The 20,059-nt window shown below is 70.0% G+C and carries 9 protein-coding genes; 5 read left to right on the forward strand and 4 right to left on the reverse strand.

What is annotated here, in order from left to right:
- Positions 1-75 precede the first annotated feature (75 nt).
- From ACFUEJ_RS14495 to ACFUEJ_RS14505, 3 genes are all read left to right on the forward strand, one after another.
- Complete coding sequence (locus ACFUEJ_RS14495; protein ID WP_388030133.1) at positions 76-13,953, forward strand: amino acid adenylation domain-containing protein; 13,878 nt, start codon at positions 76-78, stop codon at positions 13,951-13,953.
- Between the two features lie 121 nt (positions 13,954-14,074).
- On the forward strand, positions 14,075-14,302 hold the full coding sequence (locus ACFUEJ_RS14500; RefSeq protein WP_006360234.1) for an MbtH family protein: 228 nt from the start codon (positions 14,075-14,077) through the stop codon (positions 14,300-14,302).
- Positions 14,303-14,607: 305 nt separating this feature from the next.
- Positions 14,608-14,925 carry a hypothetical protein gene (locus tag ACFUEJ_RS14505; RefSeq protein ID WP_006360233.1) on the forward strand — a complete coding sequence of 106 codons (318 nt, stop codon included), beginning with the start codon at positions 14,608-14,610 and terminating at the stop codon, positions 14,923-14,925.
- A gap of 120 nt (positions 14,926-15,045) precedes the next feature.
- On the opposite strand, the gene ACFUEJ_RS14510 is transcribed toward ACFUEJ_RS14505, so the two are convergent.
- Both ACFUEJ_RS14510 and ACFUEJ_RS14515 read right to left on the reverse strand, forming a co-directional pair.
- Positions 15,046-15,681 carry a DUF4190 domain-containing protein gene (locus ACFUEJ_RS14510; protein ID WP_388030137.1) on the reverse strand — a complete coding sequence of 212 codons (636 nt, stop codon included), beginning with the start codon at positions 15,679-15,681 and terminating at the stop codon, positions 15,046-15,048.
- A gap of 80 nt (positions 15,682-15,761) precedes the next feature.
- Positions 15,762-16,295 (reverse strand): DUF4878 domain-containing protein, encoded by a 534-nt coding sequence (locus ACFUEJ_RS14515; RefSeq protein WP_006360231.1) that lies wholly within the window; start codon positions 16,293-16,295, stop codon positions 15,762-15,764.
- Between the two features lie 132 nt (positions 16,296-16,427).
- Between ACFUEJ_RS14515 and ACFUEJ_RS14520 the strand changes: the two genes are divergently transcribed.
- Together ACFUEJ_RS14520 and ACFUEJ_RS14525 are read left to right on the forward strand one after the other, a co-directional pair.
- Complete coding sequence (locus tag ACFUEJ_RS14520) at positions 16,428-17,528, forward strand: LLM class flavin-dependent oxidoreductase (protein ID WP_247449962.1); 1,101 nt, start codon at positions 16,428-16,430, stop codon at positions 17,526-17,528.
- Positions 17,525-18,184 (forward strand): CE1759 family FMN reductase, encoded by a 660-nt coding sequence (locus tag ACFUEJ_RS14525; protein ID WP_388030140.1) that lies wholly within the window; start codon positions 17,525-17,527, stop codon positions 18,182-18,184. Before ACFUEJ_RS14520 ends, ACFUEJ_RS14525 begins: the two co-directional genes overlap by 4 nt.
- A gap of 10 nt (positions 18,185-18,194) precedes the next feature.
- Here the strand turns inward: ACFUEJ_RS14525 and ACFUEJ_RS14530 are convergent, their stop codons facing one another.
- Both ACFUEJ_RS14530 and ACFUEJ_RS14535 read right to left on the reverse strand, forming a co-directional pair.
- Positions 18,195-19,208, reverse strand: a complete 1,014-nt coding sequence (locus ACFUEJ_RS14530; RefSeq protein ID WP_388030142.1) for a pirin family protein — start codon at positions 19,206-19,208, stop codon at positions 18,195-18,197.
- Positions 19,209-19,263: 55 nt separating this feature from the next.
- On the reverse strand, positions 19,264-20,019 hold the full coding sequence (locus tag ACFUEJ_RS14535) for an acetoacetate decarboxylase family protein (protein WP_388030145.1): 756 nt from the start codon (positions 20,017-20,019) through the stop codon (positions 19,264-19,266).
- Positions 20,020-20,059: the final 40 nt, after the last annotated feature.

A 20,059-nucleotide genomic window follows, 5' to 3' on the forward strand; every position in this document is an offset into this window, starting at 1 on the left:
GCGCAGCGAACACACGGGGGGAATGGGGAACGCAGGACGAGACGGCAGGCGACGAGGCGAGATGGAGGCCCAACGGTGACCGATGTGGTGCATGTGGCGACGAGGTCCGACGTACCGGCCATCGTGTTCGGTTCGCGTCGCGTCAGCTACGCCGAGTTCGGTGCACGGGTCGACTCACTGGCTCGTCATCTGATCTCCATCGGTGTCGGACCCGACGTCGCCGTCGCGGTCGCCATCCCGCGGTCGGTCGAGCTTCTCGTCGCCATCCACGGCGTCGTCGCGGCGGGCGGTCACTACGTTCCGCTCGACATCGACGCGCCGTCTGACCGCACCCGGTACATGCTCGACACCGCGGACGCCCGGCTGGTCCTCGTCGCCGCCGATTCCGCCGTCGAACTGCCGGCGGACGTCACCGCGGTCGTGGTCGACACGACCGCCGAGGTCGATCTCGCCACAGCACCCGTCACCGACGACGAACGGCTCGCGCCCCTGCAGCCCGCCGATGCTGCGTACACGTTGTTCACGTCGGGGTCGACGGGTCGGCCGAAGGGTGTGACGGTGTCGCATGCGGCGATCGTGAACCGTCTGGAGTGGATGCGGGACTGGTATTCGATCAAGGACTCGGATGTCTTCGTGCAGAAGACCCCGGTGACGTTTGATGTGTCGGTGTGGGAGTTGTTCCTGCCGTTCGCGGTGGGGGCGACGCTGGTGGTGGCCGAGCCGGAGCGGCATGGTGATCCGCGCTATCTGGCGGAGTTGATCACGGCCGAGAAGGTGTCGGTCATCCACTTCGTGCCGTCGATGCTGTCGGTGTTCCTGGATGTGCTCGGCGATCGGGTGGGTGAGTTGTCGTCGTTGCGGTTGACGTTCACCTCGGGTGAGGCGTTGACCGCGCCGGTGGCGCAGGCGTTGGTGGGGGCGTTGCCGGGCAACGAGGTCCACAATCTGTACGGTCCGACCGAGGCGGCGGTGGACGTGACCGCTCATCAGGTGCGGGCGGGGGAGACGTCGGTGCCGATCGGCGTCCCGGTGCCGAGCACCACCACCTTCGTCCTCGACTCGCGACTGCAGCTCGTGCCCTCGGGCGTGCCCGGGGAGCTGTATCTGGGGGGCGTGCAACTCGCCCGCGGTTACGCCTCGCAGCCCGGCCTGACCGCCGAACGGTTCGTCGCCAGTCCCTTCGCGGCTCCCGCGCGCGGCGAGGCGGCCGACAACACCGACGGTTTCGGTGAACCCGGTGAACGTCTGTACCGTACCGGCGATCTCGTCCGCTGGAATGCCCGTGGCCAGTTGGAATACCTGGGCCGCACGGACTTCCAGGTCAAGCTTCGCGGACAGCGACTGGAGCTGGGGGAGGTCGAGTCCGTCCTCATGTCGGCGCCGGGTGTCCTCCACGCGGCCGCCACCGTGGCGAAGGTGTCCGGGCAATCACACCTCGTCGCCTATGTCTCGCCGGCGTCGGTCGACATCGACGCGGTGAAATCGGTTGTCGCGCGGACACTGCCGGCCTACATGCGGCCCACGGTGTGGATGGCACTCGAGCAGCTGCCGCTGAACAGTGCGGGCAAGGTCGCCCGGCGTAAGCTGCCGGTCCCCGAACTCACCGTCGAGGAATTCGCCGCACCCGAGTCCGACGCCGAGACCTCGATCGCGGCCATCGTCGCCGATGTGCTGGGCACCGACCGGGTCAGCGTGACGCAGTCGTTCTTCGACCTCGGCGGCAACTCGCTGTCCGCGGCGCGGGTCGCGGCGCGTGTGGCCGACCTGCTCGACGTCGACGTGTCGGTGGGCGACCTGTTCGACGCGCCGTCGGTGCGGGATCTGGCCGGCCTGGTGTCCGGACGCGGCCGGAGCGTCCCGCGGGTCTCCGCGATGCCGCGGCCTGCGCGGTTGCCGTTGTCAACGGCGCAGAGTCGCATGTGGTTCATCAACCAGTTCGACACCGCCTCGGCGGCCTACAACATCCCGATGGCGCTGCGTCTCACCGGAACTCTCGACCTCGACGCGCTCGAGGCCGCGGTCGGCGACGTGGTCGCCAACCACGAGATCTTGCGCACCACCTACCCCAGCGACGAGCAGGGGCCGTTCCAGCTCATCACCGATGCCGACACGGCCCGCGCCCGCCTCGACTGGCAGGCGGTGGAGACCGAGGAGGACCTGTTCGTCTCGGCGACCACCGGTTTCGACGTCGCCGCCGAGTTCCCCCTCCGGGTCCGGGTGCTGCGCCGCGATGCCGAGGCGGTGGACGTCGTCGTCACCGTGCACCACATCGCCTTCGACGGTGAGTCGACCCCGATCTTCGTGCGCGACCTGCTCGGTTCGTACCTGGCCCGGACGAACGCCGCACCACCGGTCGCCGCGCCCGCGGTCCAGTACGCGGACTTCGCGCTGTGGCAGCGCGAATACCTGGGCGCCGCAGATGATCCCGGCGCACCGATGGGGCGTCAGCTCGCGCACTGGCGCGAGGTCCTCGCGGATCTGCCCGCAGTGACCGACCTGCCGATGGATCGCCCGCGGCCGGCCGTGCTCGACACCGCGGCCGCCGTCGAGTCCGTGACCGTCGACGACGCGCTCGCCGCCGCCCTGGAAGACCTGGCGCGCAACCGCGACGTCACGGTGTTCATGGTGCTGCACGCGGCACTCGCCGTCACCGTCGCGCGGCTCGCCTCGACCCGGGACGTCGTCATCGGCACACCCATCGCCGGCCGCCCCGACGCCGCGCTCCACGACCTCGTCGGCATGTTCGTCAACACGCTCGTGCTGCGCACCGACGTCGACCCGGCATCGACCGTCGACGACCTCATCGCCACGATCCGCGCCACCGACCTCGATGCCTTCGCGCACGCCGACGTGCAATTCGATGATCTGATCGAGGAACTCGCGCCCGAGCGGTCCACGGCCTATCCGCCGCTGGTCCAGATCGCCTACACCCTCGTCGCCGCCGGGGGACAGCCGGAGGAGATCGACCGGGTGGAGCTCTCGGGTCTGAGTGCCGAACCGCTCGGGGCCGCCGCCCCGATCGCCAAGTTCGACCTCACCGTCTCGGTGTCCGAGCGGACCGGGTCGTCGCCGATGCGGGCCGACTTCCTGTACGCCACCTCGTTGTTCGATGCCGCGACCATCCGCCGCTTCGCCGAGGTCTGGCTGCAGGTGATCGCCGCGATGGCCACCGACCCGTCGCTGCCCGTCGGAGACGTCGACATCGTCGGCATCGACGCGGCCACCCTCAGCGCGCCGAGCCGCAACTCCATCGGCGAGACGGCGCCGGCCGCCGACGGCGGGGTCACCGAGCCGGTGACCCTCATCGAACTCCTCGCGCGGCGCGCCCTCGACCCGCATCGTCCGGCACTGGTCCACGACGGCAACGAGATCTCGTACACGGAGTTCGAGGAACGTACCAATCGTCTCGCACGCCAGCTGATCTCCCGTGGGGTCGGGCCCGGCGACGTGGTCGCCGTCGGCCTCGAGCGGTCGATCGGGTCGGTGGTCGCCGTGTTCGGTGTCATCAAGGCGGGTGCCGCCTACGTGCCGATCGACCCCGCCTACCCGAGTGACCGCATTGCGTTCATGGTGGCCGATTCCGGTGTGCGCCTCGGCATCACCGATGCGCCGACGCGGGACCGGTTGGGAGAATCATCCTGCGAATGGCTCGAACTCGCCTCGCTCGACGATCCGGCCGTCGCCGGTGGACCCGTCACCGACGTCGAGCGTCATCGGCCGGTCCTTCTCGACGACCTGGCCTACCTCGTCTACACCTCCGGTTCCACCGGACGGCCGAAGGCGGTCGGGGTTCCGCATCGCGGCATCGCGAACTTCGTCGCCGCGCTGACCGAGGTCACCGGAACGCCGGCGCAGGCCCCAGACACCCGTGTCCTGCACGTCGCCTCCCCGAGCTTCGACGCCTCGGTGCTGGAGATGATGTGGTCGATCGCGGTCGGACACACCCTCGTCGTGGCGCCCGCGTCGGAGTACGCCGGCGATGCACTGGGCCGCATCCTCGAGCGCGATCGGGTCACCGACACCCTCATCACCCCCACGGTGCTGGCGACCGTCGACCCCCGCCGGGGCCGCACCGTCCGCAACCTCGTCACCGGTGGCGAGGCCTGCCCGCCCGAGCTGATCGCGCGGTGGGCCACACCGGAATCCGGCCGCCGGATGTTCAATTTCTACGGCCCGTCGGAGGCCACCGTCTGGGCGACCACCGGACGATCCGAGCCCGGCGCGCCCGTGACCATCGGACGACCGGTCCGCGGCTTCGCCGCCTACGTGCTCGACGGCCGTCTGCACCCGGTACCCCAGGGCGTGGTGGGTGAGCTCTACCTGTCGAGCGGCGACTCGTTGGCGCGCGGATACCTCGGCCGCCCCGGCCTCACCGCGTCGTCCTTCGTGGCCGACCCGTTCGCCCGCGAGGCGGGCCACCGCATGTATGCCACCGGCGACCTGGTGCGGATCACCGCGACCGGCGCGATCGAGTTCGCCGGGCGCGCCGACCACCAGGTCAAGATCAACGGCCAGCGAGTCGAACTCGGCGAGATCGAATCCGTTCTCGGTGACCAGCCGGGCGTCGGCTCGGTCGTCGTGACCGGTGTCGACGACGACCACGGTCGCACCCGGCTCGTCGCCTACCTCGTGGGCGACGACACCGCCGGCGACCGCCTCGACGCCGACGCCGTCCTGGCCGGGGCGGCGGATCGGCTTGCCGGACACATGATCCCGCACTCGGCGATGGTGCTCGACGAGCTGCCCGTGACCCCGGGCGGCAAGCTCGACCGGCGCGCACTGCCGGTGCCCGAGTTCACCACGCCCGCCGACGGATACGTCGCACCGGCGACGACCGCCGAAGAGACCCTCGCGGCGATCGTCGCGGGGCTGCTGGGTCTCGACACCGTCTCGGTCACCGAGTCCTTCTTCGCGCTCGGCGGCGACTCGATCATGTCCATCCAGCTCGCGTCCGCCGCGAAGGCCGCCGGGTTGTCGCTGTCGCCGCGAGAGATCTTCGAGCAGAAGACCATTCGCGCGATGGCGCGGGTGGCGTCGGCAGGTGGGGACCGGGCCCCGATGCTCGCGGAGCCCACCGACGATCCGGCCGGACGGGTCGATCTCCCGCCGATCGTGTCCTGGCTCGTCGACGCCGCGCGGACGCCGGCCGACCTCGCCGACTTCAACCAGTCGATGGTGCTCACGGCACCGGCCGGACTCACCGTCGCCCACCTCGGCGCGGTGCTCGGCGCGGTCGTCGACGCGCATCCGATGCTGGGTGCGCGCCTGGAGTCCGCCGGGGACACCCAGACCGGGGGCACCCAGACCGGTGACACCTGGACCCTCACCACCGGAACACCTTTCGATCCCGGCGCCTCGATCGTGTCGGTGGCGACGGACACCGTACCCGGCGAGGCCGGGTTCGCCGATGCGCTGGTCGACGCGCATGCGCAGGCGGCGCGCCGCCTCGACCCGACCGCCGGGCGGCTGGTCGCCGCGACGGTGGTCAGCGGCGCCGCCCCGCAGGGTTCCCCCGACGAGGCGGATCGGTCCGTACGAATAGTGCTGGTACTGCACCACCTCGCCGTCGACGCGGTGTCCTGGCCGATCCTGATCGAGGATCTGCTCACCGTCCACGCCCAGCTGGTTTCCGGGCAGCCCGTGACGGTCCGCGCCGAGGAGACCTCGCAACGTGCGTGGCAGCGGGCACTCACCGCGCAGCTCGACGCCCGGCGTGGCGAGATCGGGTACTGGCTCGACCGGTCCCCAGCCCTTCCGACCGACTTCGGCGCGCCGCTCGACCCCGACCGCGACCGATACGGCACCCTTACCTCGATCGTCCACCGCGTCGACCCGGCCATCGTCGACCCGTTGACGACGACTGTGCCCGACGCCTTCTCGGCGTCGGTGGTCGACGTACTGCTCGGCACCCTCGCGCGCGCGGTCCGCTCCTGGCAACATGATCGCGGCATCGCCGACGCCGCTCCCGTCACCGTGCTCACCGAGGGGCACGGCCGATACGAGGACGTCCTGCTCGCCGGCCCGGACCCGCGGCGCGCCGACCTGTCGCGCACGGTCGGCTGGTTCACCTCGATCGCCCCGCTCGCACTCGATCCGGCCGACGACGTCGTCCACGCGGTCAAGGCGGCCAAGGAAGAACGTCTCGGCATGCCCGACTCCGGGATCGGTTTCGGCCTGCTGCGTTACGCCGCCGACGGCCGCGGCCCCGGCGACCCGGCCGCGCAACTGCATTCGCGTCCGCTGCCGACGATCGCGTTCAACTATCTCGGGACCCGCGGTACGACCGGTCAGAGCGAGGACCCGACGACCCCGGACGGGGCCGACCGCCTTTCGTCGGTCGCCCCGTCGTCCGACACCGCAGCACCGGTCGGCGCGGGCTTCCTGCCCGCACCCGACGCGCCGTTCCTGCCGGCCACGGTGTCCGACGGGGTGGCGGCCATGAGCGTGCTGACGGTCAACGCGAGCACCGGTGCGTCTTCGAAGGGGCGTGTGCTCTCGGCCGATCTGCAGTTCCCCGCGGCGATCCTGTCGCCGGAGGATGTCCGCGACATCGCACGACGGTGGACCGCGGAACTCGCCGACGTCGTCCGCCTCGTCACCGACGGCGTCGACGTCGGCCGCTCGCCGTCGGATGTCCCGGGCGCCGAGGTGACCCAGCATGACTTGGACATCGTGGCGCAGCGGTTCCCCGGCGCGCAGGTCTGGGCCCTGTCGCCGCTGCAACGCGGGCTGTACTTCCAGTCCCAACTCGCGGGCACCGACGAACTCGATGTGTATGTGACGCAAGCGGTTCTGCATCTCGAGGGCGAGGTCGACCTCGAGCGGTTGCGCACCGCGGTGGTCGCACTGCTCGATCACCACCGCACCCTCAAATCGGGGTTCGTCCGGGTGCCCAGCGGGCACGTGGTCACCGTCGTGCCCGAGACGGTGCCGCTGCGCTGGCGCGTGCTCGACGTGCCGACCACCGCCGAGGTGGATGTCCGGGCTGCCGTCGACGAGGTGTCGGCGGCCGAGCGCACCGAACCGTTCGACCTCGCCGACCCGCCGCTGCTGCGAGCGGTGGTCGTGCGCCACGCACAGGGCACGAGCGTGGTCATCACCAACCATCACATCCTGTTCGACGGCTGGTCCGGGCCGCTCGTGTTGGCCGACCTGCTGGCGCTCTACGCGACCGGGACCCCGTTCACCGGTCAGGGAACGACCGAACGCACCGACTTCGCCGACTACCTGGCCCGCATCGCCGACACCGACCTCGACGCCGGTCTCGCGGCGTGGCGACGAGTCCTCGAACCGGTCGAGGAGCCGACCCTGGTCGCCCCCGGACTCACCGGCCACGCCGTCGAGGATGCCGAGAACGACTCCGCGGCAGACCATCTGCCGCGCGAGCATCGCTGGGTCCTCGAACCCGACCTGGTCTCGGGCCTGGAGCGGACGGCGCGGCAATCCGGTTCGACGACGGCCACGGTGTTGCAGCTCGCCTGGGCGGTGCTGCTGTCCCGGCTGACCGACAACCGGGTGGTCACCTTCGGCGAGACCGTGTCCGGACGTCCCGCCGGACTCGACGGCGTCGAGTCGATGGTCGGCCTGTTCATCAACACGCTGCCCGCCGTCGTCGACGTCGACCCGGATGCGACGATCGCCGAGGTCCTCGGCCGGTTGCAGTCGGACAAGACCGCCGTGCTCGATCACCAGCACATCGGCTTGCCCGAGATCCTCACCGCCGTCGGACGGCCACAGTTGTTCGACACCCTGACCGTGCACGAGTCCTATCCCGTCGACAACGACTCACTGGCCGGCGGTGCCGCCAGTGCGGCAGTGGGACTGGCGATCCGGGACGTCGAGGTCTCCGACGCCACGCACTACCCGCTCAACCTCGCGACCTCGCCGACCGCGTCGGGCATCGCGGTCCGCTTGACCTACCTTCCCGACGCCTTCGCCACCGACGAGATCGCCGTCTTCGCGCGGTCCCTCGAGCGCATCCTGCAGGCCATCGCGGGCGACGCACAGACCCGGATCGCCGACATCCCACCGATGTCGAAGGACGACGAGGCCCGCCTCGACACATGGTCGACCGGCCCGGAGCTGATCCCGTCCGGCACCCATGTCGCCGATCTCCTGCTCGAGCGCGTCGCCGCGTCGCCCGACGCGATCGCGGTGGAGAGTCCGGCCGGGGCCTCGACCCGCGCGCATTCGACCTATGCCGAATTGGGAAGCAGGGTGAGCGTTCTCGCCCGGCGGCTGGTGGGTCTGGGGGTCGGACCGGAGGTCGCGGTCGGCGTGTGCATCCCGCGGTCGACGGAGATGATCGTCGCCGTCCACGCGATTCTCGCCGCCGGTGGGCAATTCGTGCCGATGGACCCGGCCGCGCCGGCCGATCGCATCGACTATCTGGCGCGCACCGCCGATGTCGCGGCGGTGCTGATCGGTCCGGGACGGGTCCCGGCGGGCATCGAGGCTCTCGACCCCGGTGTGACCGTCGTGGCCGTCGACGACGACTCGGACGCCGGTGAGCCGGCGTCGCTCTTCGCGCCGGCGGAGCGTTCGTCGGCAGTCGTCGGTGCGAATCCGGCCTACACCATCTTCACGTCGGGTTCGACCGGTCGTCCCAAGGGCGTCACGGTGAGTCACGAAACCCTGCGCGCCCATCTCGATTACGACCGCGGCGCCTACGATTTCGGCCCCGATGATGTCTTCCTGCAGGTGTTGGAACTCACCTTCGATCCGTCGGTCGGCGAGATCCTCCGCCCGCCGCTCTCGGGCGGCCGCCTGGTGGTCATGGAGCCGGGTGCGCATCGTGACCCGGTCGCCGTCCTGCGCTACCTCGCGGACTTCGGCGTGACGTCGGCGACGCTGGTCCCCTCGATGCTCGCCGTGCTCACCGAGGTCGCCGATCCCGAACAGCTGCGCGGTCTCTCACGGCTGCGCTACCTGCACACGGGCGGCGAGGCGCTCCCGCAGAGCGTCGCCGAGACCGTGCGCGAGCTCATCCCGCATGCCCCCGTCAGCAACCAGTACGGACCGACCGAGGCGACCATCTACGCGACCGTCGCGCGGGTCGCGGGCGACTCGGTCTCCATCGGGCGGCCCGTGGCGAACACCACCGCGCTGGTGCTCGACCATCGATTGCGCCCGGTGGCACCGGGATTCACCGGCGAGCTGTACCTCGGCGGCATCCAGTTGGCACGCGGATACACCTCGCGGCCCGCGCTCACGGCCGAACGCTTCGTGCCGAACCCCTACGGCGTGCCGGGGTCCCGCCTGTACCGGACCGGTGACCTGGTCCGCTGGCGAGCCGACGGTGAGCTGGAATACCAGGGCCGCACGGACTTCCAGGTGAAGCTGCGTGGCCAGCGGATCGAGCTCGGCGAGATCGAGTCGGCCCTCACGTCGGCGCCGGGCGTCGTGTACGCGGCGGCGGCCGTCGTCGAGACGCCGGCCGGGCAGCAACTCGTGGCCTACCTGACACCGGCCTCGGTGGACCTGGATGCGGTCAAACACTCGGTGGCGCAGGCGCTCCCGGAGTATATGCGTCCCGGGATGTGGATGCTGATCGACGAGATGCCGCTGAGCAGCGCGGGCAAGATCGTGCGACAGCAGTTGCCCGCGCCGACCGTCGACACCGCCGCCATCGTGCCGGTCGCCGGCCCGCGGGAAGCGGCGGCGGCGTCGGTCTTCGCCGAGCTGCTGTCGATGTCGCCGGAGAACGTCGGCGCCACCACGAATTTCTTCGACATCGGCGGCAATTCGCTGTCGGCGATGCGGGCAGCCGCCCGGCTCGGGGACGCCCTCGATGTCGACGTGACGGTGCGTGACGTCTTCGAGGCGCCGACGCCGCGCCTGCTGGCCGAACGCCTCGGCGACCGTACCGGCGGACTCCCGCCCATCGTCGCAGTGACGCCTCGTCCCGACCGGATCCCGCTGTCGTACGCCCAGCAGCGGATGTGGTTCATCAACCGGTTCGACCCGACGCTGGCGGCCTACAACATCCCGGCCGTGATGCGCCTGACCGGCGACCTCGACCCCGAGGCGCTCGGCGCCGCGATCGCCGACGTCGTCGCGCGTCACGAGATCCTCCGCACCACCTATCCCGAGACCGACGGTCAGCCCGTACAGCTGATCGCCCCGGCGGCCGACATCGCGACCCGACTCGACCACGAGTTCGTACCGGCCGCTGCCGGGCGCGACGGCGGAGAGGTCGTACTGGCCGCCGTCACAACCGGATTCGACCTCGCCGTCGACTGGCCGGTGCGGACCAGGCTGATCGAGATCGCAACCGGTTCCGGGGCAGCCGAGTACATTCTCGCGGTGGTCCTGCACCACGTGGCGTCCGACGGCGAATCCCTCGGGCCGCTGGTCACCGATCTCAGCACCGCCTACCTGGCACGGGCCGCCGGTACAGAGCCGTCGTTCGAGCCGCTGCCCGTCCAGTACGCCGACTACGCCATCTGGCAGCGCCGCGCCCTCGGCGATGTCGACGACGCGGCGTCGGTGATGGGTGCCCAGCTGGAGTACTGGAGCGCGCACCTGGCCGGGATGCCCGATCTCCTGGAACTCCCGACGGATCGGCCTCGCCCGGCAGTCGCGTCGCAGCGGGGCGCCCGCGTGCCCTTCACGATCCCGGCCGACGTCACCGCCCGGATCGACACCGTCGCCGACGAGTTCGGGGTCACGCCGTTCATGGTGCTGCACGCGGCGCTGGCGGTCCTGCTCGCCGACCTGTCGGGTACCGACGACGTGGCGATCGGCACGCCGATCGCCGGACGTGGTGCCGCGGTACTCGATCCGCTGGTCGGCATGTTCGTGAACACGCTCGTGCTGCGTACCGCCCACGCGCCGGGTGACACGTTCGTCGACGTCCTCGGTCGCGTCCGACGCACCGACCTCGATGCCTTCGCCCATGCCGATCTGCCGTTCGAGACCCTCGTCGACCGGCTCAACCCGGTTCGTTCCGAGGCGTTCGCCCCGCTCACCCAGGTGTGGCTGACCCTGGACCAGGCGGTGGTCCCCGAGCTCGCCGGACAGTCGCTGTCGGCCGATCTCGGCGACATCTCGGTCAGCCCGCTCGACGCGGGCGAGGTGCCGGCGAAGGTCGATCTGCTGTTCTCGATCGCGAAGGCGGAGGCGGGCGAGACCTGGTCGGCGGCACTGCAATACGCCACCGATCTGTTCGCGGAATCCACCGCCACCGGCTTCACGGCCCGATTCGTCAACCTGCTCGGCGCGCTCACCGCGACCCCGAGCGCCCCGGTCGCCGCGGCGCCCATCCTGCTGGCCGGTGAGGCCGAGTCGCTGGTGCCGGTACACGGCGGCCAGGCCGCCGAGGCCGTGTTGCTGGGCGAGCTCTTCACCGAGGCCGGCACGCGGTACCGGCGTCGTACCGCGGTGGTCGACGCCTCGGGCGCCACCCTGTCGTACTCCGCGCTGCACGCCCGGTCCAACCGCCTGGCGCGCTGGCTGATCGGTCGCGGCGTCGGTGCGGAAACGCTGGTGGCGCTTGCGATTCCCCGGTCCGTCGACCTGCTGGTCGCGATCTGGGCGGTCGCGAAGACCGGCGGCGGTTACGTTCCCATCGATCCGGATTACCCTGCCGAACGGGTCGCGACGATGGTGGAGGACTCCGGCGCCCGGATGGGGCTGTCGGTCCACGCCGTCGGCGCGTTGCCGGACGAGGGCTTCGAGTGGCTTCGCCTCGACGACGCCGCGGTCGCCGCCGAACTCGACGCCACGTCGGATGCCCCGGTGGACCCGGCCGAGCAGACCGGTCCGGTCAGAACCGACAACGTCGCCTACGTCATCTACACCTCGGGGTCGACGGGACGCCCCAAGGGTGTCGCGGTGTCGCATTCGGGACTGCGCAACTTCGCCGTGGCGAAGTCGACGGCGCTGGGAACCGAGGACGGGGCGGTGGTCCTGGGATTCGCGTCGCCGAGCTTCGACGCCTCGGTGCTCGAGTACCTCCTCGCGACGGTCAACGGCGGCACGCTCGTCTACCGGCCGTCGACCGCGGTCGGCGGTACGGAGCTGCAGGAGTTCATGCAGCGACACGAGGTCGCCACGACCTTCCTCACGCCCTCGGTGCTGTCGACGCTCGACCCGGCCGCGCTGCCCAGCCTGCAGGCGGTCTCGGTGGGCGGCGAGGCCGTGCCGCAGTCGGTGATGGACGCCTGGGCGCCGCACACCCGCATCCACAACGGATACGGGCCGACGGAGACGACGATCATGGTCGCGGTGTCCGACGCGGCGGCGCCCGGCGACCCGGTCCGCCTCGGTGGTCCGCTGCCCGGACTCGAGTTCCTCGTGCTCGACGCCCACCTGCGGCCGGTGCCGGTCGGTGTGGCGGGGGAGCTCTACGTCCTCGGCCCCGCACTCTCGCGCGGCTATCTCGACCAGCCCGGCCTGACCGCCGCGCGGTTCGTCGCCAGTCCCCTCGCCGGGTCTGGACGCCGCATGTACCGGACCGGCGACGTCGTGCGCTGGCGCGAGTCACCGTCGGGCGACCTCACGCTCGAGTACTCCGGTCGTAGCGACGACCAGGTGAAGCTCCGTGGCCTGCGCATCGAGCTCGGCGAGATCGAGGCGGTGCTGCGCTCGGCGCCCGAGGTGCGTTCCGCGGTCGTCGTCGGCATCGGCTCGTCGGGGACCCCGAGTTCGGTGGCGTCGAGCCTCGCCGCCTATGTCGTCGGTGACGGTGTAGAGGTGGACGCTCTTCGTGGTCTGCTGGCCGCGCAGCTGCCCGGACACATGGTGCCTGCCTCGATCACGGTGCTCGACGAGTTCCCGCTGACCCCGGTCGGCAAGCTGGACCGAGCGGCGCTGCCGGCTCCCGAGGTGGCTTCCGTCGAATTCGTCGCCCCGGCCACCCCGGTCGAGCAGGCGATCGCCGATGCCTACGCCGAGGTCCTCGGCGTCGAACAGATCGGTGCCACCGACAGCTTCTTCGACCTCGGCGGCAACTCCCTCTCGGCCACCCGGGTCGCGGCGGCGCTGCGCGACCGCAACGGCTTCGACATCGAACTCGCGTGGTTGTTCAGCGATCCGACGGTGCGTGGCCTGGCCCGCCGACTGGCGGAGGACAACGCGGTGAGCAACGACGTGGTGATCAGCCTCCGCGGCGAGGGTTCGCGGCCCCCGCTGTTCTGCGTGCACCCGGCCGGCGGCCTGGCGTGGTTCTACGGCGGGCTGGCACCGCACCTGCGGGATCGGCCCATCTACGGACTGCAGGACCCGCATGTGGTGACCGGAGAGCCGAGCGTGACCGACGCGCGGGTGCTGGCCCGGCGCTATGTCGAGGAGATCCGGCGGGTCCAGCCGCATGGTCCCTACCATCTGCTCGGCTGGTCGGTCGGCGGCGTGATCGCCCACGCGATGGCCGTCCACCTCGGGGAACTCGGGCAGCAGGTCGCCTACCTGGGGATCATGGACTCCCGGCCGGAGGACGAACCGGTGATCGTCCACGACGTGCCGCAGCACGGGGAGCCGGTCGAGCCGGCCGCGGCGGAGCCCGGGCCGGCGATCGAGCCGGACGCGTCCACCGTGGTCGACGTCCTCGGCGGCTGGCGGGATCTCTTCGATCTCGGCGACGACGTGCAGGCGTCCACCTCCGAGGAGGTCACCGCGATCATCCGGCAGCAGATCTCCGGCATGGGCCTGCTCGCGGAAGATCAGGTGGAACGCATCATGGACAGCTTCGAGTCCTCGACCCAGGTGGTCCTCGACTATCGCCCGGACGTCTTCGCCGGCGACATGCACGTGTTCACCGCAACCGCGGACAAGGACGACCCGTCCCTGTTGGCGGGCGCCTGGCGTCCGTTCGTGACCGGGGCCGTCGACAACATCGACGTGGCCACCCACCACCTGGGGATGGCGAACGCCGACGCCCTCGCGGTCGTCGGACCGGCGCTCGATGCCCAGCTGTCGCAGGTCGACGGCGCCGGCGAGCGGACACCGGAATGAGGGGATTTGCGTGACATCATCGACCTGACCTCGCGTGAATCCGGGCGGCGAGCCACTACGTTCGACAACAACAAAGCAGGCGGGTGACGACAGTCGCCGTGCCGATGGAGAAAGGACACCCATGACGAACCCATTCGACGACGAGGACGGCCGCTTCTACGTGCTCGTGAACGACGAGAACCAGCACTCGCTGTGGCCGACGTTCGCCGACATCCCCGCCGGGTGGACCAAGGTCTTCGGTGAGGACAGCCGCGCCGCGTGCCTGGAGTACGTGGAGCAGAACTGGACCGACCTCCGGCCCAAGAGCCTCATCGAGGCGATGGAGGCGGACAAGAGCGGCGACGCCTGAGTCGGCGACGGGCCCCGACACTCGCGATCGCGAAAGTCGGTCGTGCTCGAATGTCGGGACAGTTGCACGTGGATAACAGGTAAAGAATCAACCCAGTGGTGACCTGTCGCAACTGCAGTCACAGCCGTAACATCGGATTGCAGCACAGTTACCGAATATGTTGTGGAATATCCCACACATGTTGAGTCAGTGTTCTACTAGTTGAATGAGGTAGGGCACACTTGGTTGAAGGATCGCATGAGTACCAACGTCAGGGGAGGCGGGGACACAGCGATCGACGCTCCACGGGCGGGAAGGCAGTAATCATGGACCAGCTACTACTGGATGACATCCAGACACGAGGGGCGATCACGCCCCACCTGACCGCAGTTCGGCTGGGCGATGACGCTCTCACCTATGGTGAACTCGCCGATCGCGTCGAGGACTACGGCAGCGTGCTGGCCGAGTACGGGATGTCGCCGACCTCGGCGTTCTACGCCGCCCTGATGCACTGCATGCCGTCTCTCGTGGACATCGACCCGGTCGATTCCCGGTTGCAGGTCATCGGCGAGATCCAGGCCTGGCTCGGCCGCGAGCGCGGCGAGGTCGCCTCGGTCCGGCCCCGACTCCGCGCGGTCAGCTAGAGACCCGCACCGACATACCCGACGAGACCCGCCGACAGGCGGGTCTCGTTGTTTCTGCGGTCGTGCGACTGTGGCGGCGACAAGCGTGGCGGCGACAGGCCTCGAAGAGTGCGCCTGCGGCTACAGTCCGGCGAGGAGCAGAACGAGGAAGAGGATCGGGCCGCCCACGATCACGCTGCCGGCGCCGGTCACGATGCCCGTGATCGCGCGACCGGTGCCCTTGCGCTCCGCGGGGGCGCGTCGAACCTGCCTGACTCCGACCGCGCCGGCGACGACGGCGATCAGTCCGAGGATCGCGCCCAGTCCCAGCAGGAGGGTCAGGGGTATGGAGATCAGCCCGGTGGTCAGCGCCAGCGAGGCAGCCGGTGCGACGGAACGGCCGCCGACGGGCCGGGTCAGGTACGGCGCCGAGCGCGCCGGAAAGGTCCGCGCGGGCAGCGGCATCGCGGCAAGGGGTGCCCGGCGGGCGTTCTCCAGGTCCCAGAAGTCGCCCACCGGCGGCAATGCGGCATGTTCCCGTGCCGGCAGCCGGCCGGCGTTGCCCGTCACCATCCGCGGTGACGATTCCGCCGCGGGCTCGACCCTGGTCGGCAGCTTCGGCGACGCGGGTACCGCAACATGCACGTCGACCCGCGTGCCGGTCGGTTCGGCCGCAGCCGGCAACTCGGTGTCGTCGAGATCGTTGACGAGCGGCCACCGCGCGTGCCGCTGGGTCACCGGCGGAGCGAACGGTTGGGTGGGTTGATCGGTACGCACGTACACCTCCTCGCCGCCCGGCTCCGGGTCGGAACCGCACCCGTCCGAGTGTAGGCGAGGAGGCGACGTACGCCGTGGGTCTAGTTGCCCTCTTGCTGGCCGCTGCCCATGCTGATCAGCTGCTGAATGGCGTCACCACTGAGCTTCCAGTCGCCGTCGACCTTGACGAAGCCGAGCTGGATGTCGACCGGCGTCGAGGAATGCGGGCTCTTCACGGCGACGGTCGCGGTGGCCTTGTCGCCGTCCTCGGTGACCTCTTTCACCGAGAACGCGTCCGGGGTGTATCCCGCGGCGGAGGCGCCCTTGGCGAAAGCCATCGCGGCCGGCTTCGTGGCGGGGTTGGTGACGTCGATGACCTGATCGAGCTCCTCGGAGGAGGTGTTCGGGTCGATGGCCTGGCGCAGGGTTTCCTGTGCGTCGTCATTGCTGAGCCCGGTGACCTCGTCGACCGCGTCGCTGGCGGCGGTCTCGACCTGGCTCGCCGCGGACTCGACGGCGGTGGACACCGCGCTCGTCGCCTCGTCGACGGTGTCGGTGGACTCCGAACAACCGGTGGCGACGAACAAAGCGGCCCCGGCGAGGGTGACGGCAGCGACGGACTTCCGGATCTTCATGCGACTCTCCTCGATGCAGTTGTCTATCCGCGGCGCTTCTCCGCAGTGAGCCAACACTAACTCACCGGCCACCGGAATTAATCGGACCGCGGTCCGGTTATGCTCGGTGTAACCATCACAAGGAGGCGCGACATGCAGTTCGGACTCTTCAGCGTCAGTGACATCACCACCGACCCGACCACGGGCACGACGCCCACAGAACACGAGCGGATCAAGGCGATCGTGCAGATCGCCAAGAAGGCCGAGGACATCGGGCTCGACGTGTTCGCGCTCGGTGAGCACCACAACGAGCCCTTCTTCTCGTCGTCGCCCACCACGACCCTGGCCTACATCGCGGCGCAGACCGAGCGCTTGCAGCTGAGTACCGCGACCACGCTGATCACGACCAACGACCCGGTCAAGATCGCCGAGGACTTCGCGATGCTGCAGCATCTGGCCGACGGGCGCGTCGACCTGATGCTCGGGCGCGGCAACACCGGTCCGGTCTATCCGTGGTTCGGCCAGGACATCCGGCAGGGGATCCCGCTGGCGATCGAGAACTACCACCTCCTGCATCGGTTGTGGACCGAGCATGTGGTGGATTGGGAAGGACAGTTCCGGACCCCGCTGACGTCCTTCACCTCGACGCCCCGCCCGCTCGACGACGTGGCACCGTTCGTCTGGCACGGTTCGATCCGCAGTCCCGAGATCGCCGAGCAGGCCGCCTACTACGGGGACGGGTTCTTCGCGAACAACATCTTCTGGCCCAACGAGCACTTCCAGCGGCTGATCAACTTCTACCGCGAACGGTACGAGCACTACGGCCACGGCAAGGCCCACCAGGCCGTCGTCGGGCTCGGCGGACAGTTCTTCATCCGACCGAGGTCGCAGGACGCGGTGCGCGAGTTCCGCCCGTACTTCGACAACGCGCCGGTGTACGGACACGGTCCGTCGCTCGAGGACTTCACCTCGCAGACGCCGCTGACCGTCGGCAGCCCGGCCGAGTTCGTCGACAAGACGCTGACCTTTCGGGAGACCTTCGGCGACTACCAGCGTCAGCTGTTCCTCGTCGATCATGCGGGACTGCCGCTCAAGACCGTGCTGGAGCAGCTCGACCTGCTGGGCGAGGTGCTACCGGACCTGCGCGCCGGGTTCGCGGAGGGACGTCCCGACGACGTTCCCGACGCGCCGACGCACGCCTCGCTCGTCGCCGCCCGCCAGGAAGCCGATCAGGATGTGGAGGTGTCCTCGTGACCGCCCTGCGGATCGTCGCGGTGAACGCCGGTCTCTCCGAACCGTCGTCGACGCGACTGCTCGTCGACCGGATGGTCGCCGCCGTCACCGAAGGACTCGGGGCGGGCCGCGCGGACGTCGAGATCGTCGACCTGCGTGACCTCGCCGCCGACCTGGGACAGGCGATGACGGTCGGCTTCGCCTCGGGCCGGGCACTCGACGCGGTCGAGGGGGCCGATGCCCTGATCGTGGCGACCCCGATCTTCAACGCGTCGTACAGCGGACTGTTCAAGATGTTCTTCGATCTCGTCGACATCGACGCCATGTCGGGCAAACCGGTGCTGATCGGGGCGACCGGCGGCAGCCCGCGCCACTCGATGGTGCTCGACCACGCGCTGCGACCGTTGTTCGCCTACCTACGTGCCGTCGTCCTGCCGACCGGCGTCTACGCCGCGTCGGCGGACTGGGCGGGCGCCGGTGGGGACACCGCATCGTTGAACGACCGGATCGGCCGTGCCGCAGCCGAACTCGTCTCGCTCCTCGGACCGAGGGGTGGCACAGGGTCGGGGAATGCCGCCGACGGGGAACCGCCGCGCGCGGCCGTGGCCGACGGCAGGCAGCAGGCGGTCGAGGCCGCGGGGATCGCGAACTTCGCGAGGTTGCTCGGAACGGCGTGATGCGCCCTCACTACGGGGCGGCGCGCCCCGGGGTGTTGGCCCGGGCGCGCAGCCGTGAGTGCGGCAGCGGCGGCGCGGGCAGGTGCTGCGTCGAACCGACGTAACCCTGCACCTGCCCGAAGCGTTCGCTGCGCGCCTCCCACTGGTCCCGGTAGCCGACGATGTCGTCGTGTGTGCGCCCGATGAAGTTCCACCACATGACGATGTCCTCCGCCAGCGGTGCGCCGCCGAGGAAGATCACCCGGGCGTCGGTCTCGGCGACGTTGGTGAGTGTGATCCGACGCGCGCCCAATCCGATGTAACCCAACTCGGTGCGGGCCAGCGGTGCGGCATCGGCGCCGGCGACCTCTACGGTTCCGGTGTCGACAAGAATGCCGTGCTCGTGTTCGGGATCGACGTCGATGTCGACGGCGGCGCCGGGTTCGAAGTCGAGCTGGGCGCCGGTCAACGGCGTGAACGTGTGCACCGGCGAGCGGGTGCCGAACAGTTCGCCGAGAAAGACCTTGGCGGTGACCCCGTCCAGGTCGAGAGCATCGGGCCGGTGGTGTGCGAAATCGCGTGCGGTGTCGGCGTTCTCGGCCGGCAACGCGACCCACAGCTGTACCCCGTGCAGGGTGGTGGTGTCAGGTGTCGAGACCTCGGTGTGCGCGATGCCGTGCCCGGCGGTCATGAGGTTGATCTCGCCGGGGCGGACCATCGCGTGGTTGCCCATCGTGTCCCGGTGCTCGACCTCGCCGGTGAACAGCCAGCTGACCGTCTGGAGTCCGGTGTGCGGGTGTGGAGGCACGTCCATCCCGCCGCTGCTCGCGACGTCATCGGGGCCGTAGTGGTCGATGAAACACCAGGCTCCGATCAGCGAACGTGACCGCTGCGGGAGGGTCCGGTGCACCGTCATCGCGCGCGGGCCGCCGAGCGGTACGTCGCGCGCGGTCAGGACGTCCATGTGGAGGAGGCCCGAGCCCGCGGCGACGCCGGCGTAGGCATGGCACTCGACCTCGACCGGGTCCGTCTCGAGATTGCTCATGGAACCATTGTCCGCGACCGCGGCCCGGACGTCCGCGAGCCCGAGAGATCCCCGGTCAGACCAGCGTGGGGTCCTCGAAACGCATCGTGATCCGATCGACCGAGCTCGACATCAGGGCGTGCCGCCCCAGCTGCAGGGATCGGAGTTCGTCGGCGATGGGGTGATCGCCGAGGGTCAGGTGCGCGCCGCCGATGCGGGTGCGGGTCCCGGTGGTCGAGGTGAGCCGCCACGGTGTCATCCGCGTGATCCCGTCGAGCTGCGAATAGGCGTGCAGCACGGTGTCGGCGGTCGAGTCCGGGACCTTGAGTCCCGGCTTCACACTCAGGTCGGCGACGAGTGCGCCGTCGGACACGAGGCGACCGCGTCTGGTGGCGGAGGAGTGGTCGACCTCGAACTCGGCGAGTGTCTTCGGGAACCCCCAGATGCCGCGCCCGGCGGCCAGGGTGAAGTCGCCGTCGACGGGGAGTCGGTGCACCAGCGCACGCGCGTCCCCTCTCAGCAGGGAGCGCATTGCCCGGATCGGTGAGGCGGGTGGGGTGGTCGGGTCCTCGACGAGGAAGCACACGCCGAACTCGTTGTACGGTCCGAGGTCGCCGTCGACGTAGTCGACGAACACGAGCATGCACATGGTGCGACCCGGTCGAATGCGCAACGGGCGAAGCGTCCCGGGCTGTGCCGATTCGGCGTCGATGGCCCGTGTCACGGCCCGGGTGTCGGCGGTGAAACCGGCGACGAAGCACCGTGCGTGCCGGATCTCGACCGGCATGGTCACCGGGGTGCCGAGTACATCGTGCGTCGAAGGTGCGCTCACCTGTTCTGCTCCTGCGTGTCGGGTCGGGTCTGGTCGGGGG

The sequence above is a fragment of the Gordonia sp. NPDC057258 genome, from assembly GCF_042668985.1.
GTDB classification, from domain to species: Bacteria; Actinomycetota; Actinomycetes; order Mycobacteriales; family Mycobacteriaceae; genus Gordonia; species Gordonia hongkongensis.

Excerpts from the sequence above, each read along its gene's own strand:
- ACFUEJ_RS14500 (WP_006360234.1), top strand. The coding sequence starts at position 14,075 with ATGACGAACCCATTCGACGACGAGGACGGCCGCTTCTACGTGCTCGTG.
- ACFUEJ_RS14505 (WP_006360233.1), top strand. The coding sequence starts at position 14,608 with ATGGACCAGCTACTACTGGATGACATCCAGACACGAGGGGCGATCACG.
- ACFUEJ_RS14515 (WP_006360231.1), bottom strand. The coding sequence starts at position 16,295 with ATGAAGATCCGGAAGTCCGTCGCTGCCGTCACCCTCGCCGGGGCCGCT.
- ACFUEJ_RS14520 (WP_247449962.1), top strand. The coding sequence starts at position 16,428 with ATGCAGTTCGGACTCTTCAGCGTCAGTGACATCACCACCGACCCGACC.
- ACFUEJ_RS14530 (WP_388030142.1), bottom strand. The coding sequence starts at position 19,208 with ATGAGCAATCTCGAGACGGACCCGGTCGAGGTCGAGTGCCATGCCTAC.